Source organism: Microcoleus sp. T2B6, from assembly GCF_036700475.1.
Classification (GTDB): Bacteria; Cyanobacteriota; Cyanobacteriia; order Cyanobacteriales; family Microcoleaceae; genus Microcoleus.
This window is the reverse complement of sequence record NZ_JAUBOZ010000189.1, coordinates 1-7,078: the sequence shown is the minus strand read 5'-3', so window position 1 is coordinate 7,078 and position 7,078 is coordinate 1. Positions and strand designations below refer to the sequence as shown.

Genomic DNA, 7,078 nt, shown 5'->3' with positions numbered 1-7,078 from the left:
CTGAGGGATAACCGCTCCCATGCTCCCGATGAAGTAAGAAGCAAATGTCGAGACTTGTCTAGTATTTGTGTAGCAGACAGCGATGCACTTTTCGGTATTTATCTGGCAGCATAATTGTTTTTTGGGAGAGTTAAGAATTGGGAGAGGGGGGTCAACTGAACCTTTCTCTATCGACTCCGTAAAAGCCAAAAGCTATAGTTTCTTTTTGGATAGGCAAATCTGCTTAGCGTTGGCTCTTTTTTTTACCGAGGTCATCAAAATTAAGATGGGCTGGGGGTTAGTTGTCAGAAAAAATTATTTATGTTAAGGACAAACTCTATCATTTTTCATAATCTTTGTCTGTCATTGGGTGCGTCAAGGGTGAGGCAAGGACGTTAAGGGATGTAACTTGAATCGGCTGCGGGGCGTTGGCTCGTCGATGTTATTATCTTTTGACTAGCTGACTGTGGTTTGTAAAGCGAGCTGATTTTTCTCAAGGGACAGCTACCTGCGTCTAATACCAACTCCGGTAGCGTGGGAATTAATATTACCCCCAGTCAGGACACCGGGAGTGCCTAAGTCCTCATAGGTTGCACCATTCTCAACTAGCCTTTTATGAACAGGCAAGATGCCTGTTCCACAAGAAAATTTATATTTTGTGGAACAGGCATCTTGCCTGTTGCTGACAATAGTGCAAGATATCAGCAAGTCCCTTTAGGGTGTATAAATTATATTGAAGTAAATGCCGTTATCTTGCAGATTGTCGCCTTTATCGCTAATTCTCACCAAAGGAAAAGCGTAATCAACGCGCAGGTTCACCCGCTGTATCGGTTCCCAGATTACCCCTAAACCTAAACCTGCTAAAAATGTCTGATTGGTTAATGTATTAGGATTGTTCGCAACGTTCCATACCGTACCCGCATCCAAAAAGGGAGCTAATTGAAGTTTGGGATTTCCCGAAGCATCGCGCTGCAAAGTAATCCGATCTTCGATGGAAACTCTGAAGCCGTTATCGCCAGAACGGACATTTTGGCGGTAGCCGCGCAAAGATTGCCCGCCGCCTATTACAAATTGCTGTGAAGGCAACAAACTATTAGCTGACAACTGCAAGTCTGCCTGCAAAATTAATAAATGTTTGTCATTCAATCGCTGTACTCGCTGCACTTGACCCAGCCAACTAAAAAATTGTCCGTCGGGATCAGAACCTTCGTTTTGAGTAGCATCAAACAAGCTAGTGCCGATCGTAAATTGCGATCGCACGGCCCAAGCACCCTGCGGGTCGCGCCGAATGTAGTCCTGTCCCAGCTTAATTGCGCTCGTAGTGGTGACACCATTGGAGTCCGGGCCGATGCCAAAAGGAACCGGTTCGCCGGCGACAAAAGTTCTACCTGTTTGATAAGTAAAACCGGCAGACAAGGCAAATTCTTCGATCGGCGTTCTCCGCAGCGGCTGGCGGTAACTAACTTCAAATAAATGCGATTTTCCAGAAATGTCAGCACGGTTAAAAGGTGGTTGTACGATACTGTTGCGATTCGGTGCCGCCCTCAATTGCAAAGTGCCGTTCATCGCATTTAGCGGGACGCGATAGCTGAAATCAAACACGTCTGAATCGCCGAGCGATCGATAATAAGCCCCTGCCAGTTCGTCGCCATTTCCTGTTATATTGCGGTGCCGCAAACTAACTCCCAATCTTTCGGAACCGACACTGGGAGGCGAGTAATTGTCAATGCTGAAAGTAGGTTGAAACGGATTAGCTTCCGAGACTCGGACGATCAGAATGCTCTCGCCTTCATTATCCCCAGCCCGCAGACTGGCTTCTACATTGTCAAATAAAGGATCGACTCGTAACAGCCGGAGTTGGTCTTCTAATGAAGCTGTGCTTAAAGGCATTCCGGCACCGAGTCGAATCCGGCTGCGGATGTAACTCGGATGCAATCTTTTAGTTCCTTCTACCTCAATTCGGGCTAGCTTGCCTTCAATCACTTGAATTTGGACTACCCCTGCGGTGATAGTTTGGGGCGGCAAGACTGCTCTCGAAGTGATGTAGCCACGATTGAGGTAAATTTCGGTAATTTTGTCGGCGATTTGTTTGAGCTGTTCTAGGGTCGTAGAACGGCCTTCTAACGGGTTGACTAAGGCATTAATTTCGTCTTGGCTTAAAATTGTGCTGCCAACTACTTGAATTTTCTGCACCTCAATTGGTGTATTCGGCAGCGTTGGGGGAACTGGCGACGGGGGCGGCGGTGCTACTGTGGGCGGTACTTGGGGAGGTTCTGGGGAAGGCTGCGGGGCCGGTTGCAGAAATCGATCGCGATTTGGATCGGGCTCCGTCGGCGGCGATGGCAGGTTTGGAGGCAGCGAGGGTTGGTTCTGGGCTAAAACATGATTGCAATCTAGCGGGTTCTGACATTGGGTATCGTTGTCAACCAGATTTTTTGCTACGGGCAAGATGCCCGTACCACAATCAATCAAACTGCTTGTGGAACAGGCATCTTGCCTGTTCTCGGCGGGGTTCGATTGTGTTTCCGGTTCAAGGTTGGTCTCGATCGCATCGGGAAGCTGATTTAAGTTTGTTGCTGTTTCATCCTGGTTGATTTCCAGTTTTTGCAGGGCTAATACTTGATGGCCCGTATCTGATGAGTTGTCAGCAGCGACGGGCAATTGAGAAATATCCTTTGTTTGGGATATAGCTTTATTGGCATAAAAGCAAGCCATCGGGAGGGCAGTTAGAAGTGAAATCCCCAACCGAAATAGTGCAATATTTGCATTCGGGCGCATAATTAATAATTTCTCTAAAATAAGTTTGTCGCCTGCTTGACTATGCCAGTTTATCATTTAGTATTAGGCGAAATTTGACCATCAAAATTTCCACCGCCCGCCTTTCAATCTGCCAGAAGTCCGAACTGCCGATCGGTACAAAAATTTTAATTTATTTAGGACGATCGACCAAACAATCCGCAACAGGCAAAAATCATCTGTGGCGCTGCCAAATACCGCGCTCGAAACCGAGTTTTTCGTACTTGCTGCACCAGTCATACCATTTTAGATTTTAGATTTTAGATTTTAGATTTTAGAATTGCCAATGACTTATGGCTATCAGGGTTTGGGGCACGGGCCTACCGTTGCATTCTTTGCGTGAAACTGGTGTTGAATTATTTTCTTGTGATAGGTGTTAACTCACTTGCGACTAAGGGTTCTTGGGCTATTTTGCCGAGTTCGACTGAGTTGAGCACTGCTGACCACTCGATCGCTAAACTGGCATCGCTGGGAGACTCGATACGCAATTGAGCTAGAGTTGCCAGGTACTCGTACCAGAGATTTTGTTGCGCGAAGATGCTGAGCTTGGTGCGATCGGGCGATCGATCCAACTCTGTTTTCACGGTTGGGGGGAGTGCGGTGCGGTTGATCCACCCGGAAACGAGAACATCCTCTGTTGTATTTTTTGGGTTGCATTTGATAGTAAAGTACCATTGATAGTTTTTGCCAACCTCCAGGGCTGGCGAGTTGTCGTCGGAGTCGAGGCTGACGCTAACGACACCTGCACGGCTAGTTACCATGCGAAAACTTTTTTTGTATAGTGTTTTGTCCCTTTCGTCTGCTAACTCAAACTGAACTGTTTTGTCGAGGGCTACGGGAAGGTAGTAGAAAAATGTTGGCTTTGCTGATATGGTTTGCCCCATAGTTGATTGGGGAATCAAGGCAGTTAAGGCAGTTGTGGCCGTGGGGCATTCTAACCCGCGGGTTCCTCCCCCTTCCCGCCTTCCGGGTACTCCGTCCTCCGGCGGTTGAAAGCTATTCCACGCGGGTTCCAATTGCTGGCTGTTCGGTCTGCTTCCCCTCGATTCAGGGGGTTGAGCTGTTTGCCAGTTGAGGGGTAGCTGCGGTGGTGAGGCGCGCTGGACAATGTTTGCGGGGCTGTTGAGAGCCTCTGCAGGTATTAAAAAACTACCGGCGGCAACTGCCTCTAAAGACAGAATTAAGGAAAGAGCACCGATATTTAGAGCAGACTTCAAAGCCATGACGAACCTGCCTTTTGATGAACCTAGGAACTTTATCTCACGGTTTTATTCTATCCAAGGTTTTGACGGATATCGTAATCTGTTGTACTTAATTTATATCTTCAGGCAGATACGATTATTTTGGTCGCTGTGCTCAACATAGAATTCTCTGTCGCGTTTGTCAGTGGTAGCTTAGTAGTTATACTTACTTCCATTCACGGCTGCAGGTTCGGTTGAGCTTGTTCAACCCAACTTTGACAAAGACTAATATTCCGGGTTTTTTAACTCAGACAAGAGGCTACAAGGCGTCTTTTCCTAACAACACCCGGTTGATGCGTCAATCATGGATATCAGGAAACTCGGCAATTTTGCTGGTGAACCTCAAGCGATCGGCTACAAGTTACAAATCAGTTTTTGTGTACAATACCGGCAAGAAATTTAGCATGAATCTCGATTCACCTGTTCTCTCGGACAAACAGCCTTCGGGGCTGCGGATGGTCAGACCCATCGGAGTCTTGGCACTGCACGGCATTGCTTTTTTAGGAAATAGGTTGTTCGCTGTCGATCGCGCCGAAGGGCTGCTATTGGAGATCGATCGAGAAACTGACAACACTACTGTTTTGAATCCTTATCAAACGGCTAAGTTTGCGGGCGCAACTGGGCTAGCTATTTCGGAAGATACTCTCTGGTTTGCGCGGGATGAGGATATTTGTTGCTGTCGGGGCGCAATTCGGGACGGGGCGATAACTGAACTCCAACCGGAACATTTTGTTTCGCTTTCTTATCCTGCTGACGGGATTGCTGTTTGGAAATCTACGCTTTATGTGACTTGCCAGAGATTAGCCTCGATTCTGGTTTTTGACCTAAAAACTGGTCGAGAAATTACTCGGTTTTATGCTCCCGGTATTGGGGTAGAAAATATCACTGTCCGGGATGAGGAAATTTGGGTTTGTGACAAGACTGAGCAAACTGTTTACTGTTTGGAACGGGGAACTGGGGAGATTAAATTTAGTGTTTTGACTCCCTTTGAGTCGCCTTCGGGTTTGGCTTTTCACAAGGATTCCGAAACTGGGGAGGAGGTTCTGTACGTGGCTTATGCCGGGGATGAACTTTACATCCGGGATGACCCGAATTCGGAAGATCCTTTTCAGTTGACGAAGCGCGATCGCACTTTTATTCAGCCTTTGTCTTTTCACTACAATGAAGCCGAGCGCTACGCTTTGTCAAACGGTTTTTTGATGGAAATGTCTTATGTGGAGGAACTGTCTCCTCTCGATGAGGTAGAAATCGAAAATTTGGAGTGGCGGATTGCTTTGCCTTCGCAAACTCACCGACAAAAGGTCAGGAAAATTACGCCGATTGGAATGCCTTTTACTGAGGAAATTCAGGAAGGGGAACGGGTGGCGGTGTTTAAGTTCGATCGGCTGCACCCTGGGGAACGCCGAATTTTTGGCTGGAAGGCTTTGTTAGAAGTTCGATCGATTAAGTATCAGTTATCGCCTCGGGATGTCGAAAAGAGTCCGAAGCTGTCGCCGGAGTTTGCAGCTAAGTATTTGGTGGATAATGACAATTTGGCGATGGATACGGAGATTGTGCGATCGGCGGCTGCGGCGGCTATTGGTTCGGAAACTAACATTCTCAGGCAATTGCTGAGCATTCGTAATTTTGTTTACGATCAACTTTCTTACGGAATTAGACCTCACATTGACACTCCCGATATTGTGCTGCGCCGTGGTATCGGTTCCTGCGGCGAATACGTGGGACTTTTGTTAGCTTTGGCTAGGTTAAACGGGATTGCTTGCCGCACGATCGGCCGCTACAAGTGTCCGGCTTTTGGTGACAGAAAAGGTGTGTCGCTGGAGCCGGATTTCAATCACGTTTGGCTGGAATTTTACATTCCAGGTTTTGGCTGGGTGCCGATGGAATCTAATCCTGATGATATTCAAGACAGAGGCCCTTATCCGTTGCGATTTTTTATGGGTTTGGCTTGGTATCACGTAGAAATTGGCAAAGGAATCCGGTTTCAAGGTCTCACCAGCGGCGGTCTTCCTTTAAACAAGGAGGATGTTTCCGTGGGGAGTCTGGCAATTAATCATGTGAGGTTTACCATTTTGGAAGAGTTGCCAGCAGTTTGAAGGGAGTCTTAACAGTTAACAGTTAGCCGTCAACATTTAACTGTTAATTGTTAACATTTTTCATCTAAAATCGAAAGTAGAAAATGTAAAATCAGAGGAAGAGGGGTTGTGGAATTTTCGATTGCTAATTTTCTCGTTTTAGTGGCCTTTGTACTGCTGGTGACGGTGACTGGCGGGGTCGCTTATTTGACTTCTGTTGAGTGGCGCGATCGTAGGCGGTTAGATAAGGCTAAACGGAAAAAAAAGTAGCTCTTTGCTGTTGACAAATTGCATCTTTTATGATAAAAAACAAGGCAACCTGGTTGGGTCGCCTTGTTTTTTGATTTGACGTATTTTCACCGCAGAGGTGCAACTAAAGAGAGAACATAGGTGTGGCGCTTCAAAAAAATCTTATTGAATAGCCTTAATTGACAGATTTTTTCTACTTTTTATTTTTCCGCTTCCCTCCACCTGTTTTAGGTGGGTTTCCCCGCAACAAATCACCTAAAGCATCATTACTTCTGTTATTAAAATCAAAATTATTTTTCCCAAACGCCTTTAATAACTCTCTCTGATATTCCTCATGTTCGTAGGGTAAAGAACCGGCCCACGCATAGATAAATGCTTTCGGCGTATAACTTTTTTGCAGATGTACCTTGAAAGTATCGTATGTATTAATTACTTGCTTTGTGGCCTGACCTAAATCACCGATATTATCTTTTAATTCTACAAAACAGATAACACGCTTGCTGTCTTTAGCGTAAAACACCATCAGGTCGCACATTTTTTGACCTTTTTCTGTGCCCCATAAAAATTGACGCAGCTTACAACCAGGATTTGATTGGTCATCTATGTTAAAAAAAAGTATTGTTTCGCCTTCTAGGGGTTCTACTTTTACTGAAGCTTTATGGTAAGGATTCAGGTCAAAAAAACTTAAGTGGCGGCATCTGGTAAAATAAAGGAATGAAAAAGCCCACAGCCACCAGA

7 protein-coding genes are annotated in these 7,078 nt (G+C 46.0%); 2 read left to right on the top strand and 5 right to left on the bottom strand.

The window, feature by feature from the left end:
• Positions 1–483 precede the first annotated feature (483 nt).
• The 4 genes from QUA00_RS35760 to QUA00_RS35745 form a co-directional block, all read right to left on the bottom strand.
• Complete coding sequence (locus QUA00_RS35760; RefSeq protein ID WP_333143878.1) at positions 484–606, bottom strand: hypothetical protein; 123 nt, start codon at positions 604–606, stop codon at positions 484–486.
• Positions 607–693: 87 nt separating this feature from the next.
• Complete coding sequence (locus QUA00_RS35755) at positions 694–2,814, bottom strand: ShlB/FhaC/HecB family hemolysin secretion/activation protein (RefSeq protein ID WP_333413290.1); 2,121 nt, start codon at positions 2,812–2,814, stop codon at positions 694–696.
• Between the two features lie 24 nt (positions 2,815–2,838).
• Positions 2,839–3,015 (bottom strand): hypothetical protein, encoded by a 177-nt coding sequence (locus tag QUA00_RS35750; protein ID WP_333413288.1) that lies wholly within the window; start codon positions 3,013–3,015, stop codon positions 2,839–2,841.
• A 116-nt stretch (positions 3,016–3,131) separates the two neighbouring features.
• Positions 3,132–3,998: a DUF928 domain-containing protein gene (locus tag QUA00_RS35745; RefSeq protein WP_333413286.1), complete on the bottom strand. Its 867-nt coding sequence runs from the start codon at positions 3,996–3,998 to the stop codon at positions 3,132–3,134.
• 422 nt (positions 3,999–4,420) lie between these two features.
• Between QUA00_RS35745 and QUA00_RS35740 the strand changes: the two genes are divergently transcribed.
• Both QUA00_RS35740 and QUA00_RS35735 read left to right on the top strand, forming a co-directional pair.
• Positions 4,421–6,112 carry a transglutaminase domain-containing protein gene (locus QUA00_RS35740; RefSeq protein ID WP_333143914.1) on the top strand — a complete coding sequence of 564 codons (1,692 nt, stop codon included), beginning with the start codon at positions 4,421–4,423 and terminating at the stop codon, positions 6,110–6,112.
• 108 nt (positions 6,113–6,220) lie between these two features.
• Positions 6,221–6,361 carry a hypothetical protein gene (locus QUA00_RS35735; protein ID WP_190736053.1) on the top strand — a complete coding sequence of 47 codons (141 nt, stop codon included), beginning with the start codon at positions 6,221–6,223 and terminating at the stop codon, positions 6,359–6,361.
• Between the two features lie 172 nt (positions 6,362–6,533).
• Here the strand turns inward: QUA00_RS35735 and QUA00_RS35730 are convergent.
• The coding region (locus tag QUA00_RS35730; protein ID WP_333143874.1) for a hypothetical protein at positions 6,534–7,078 on the bottom strand (545 nt) is incomplete at its 5' end.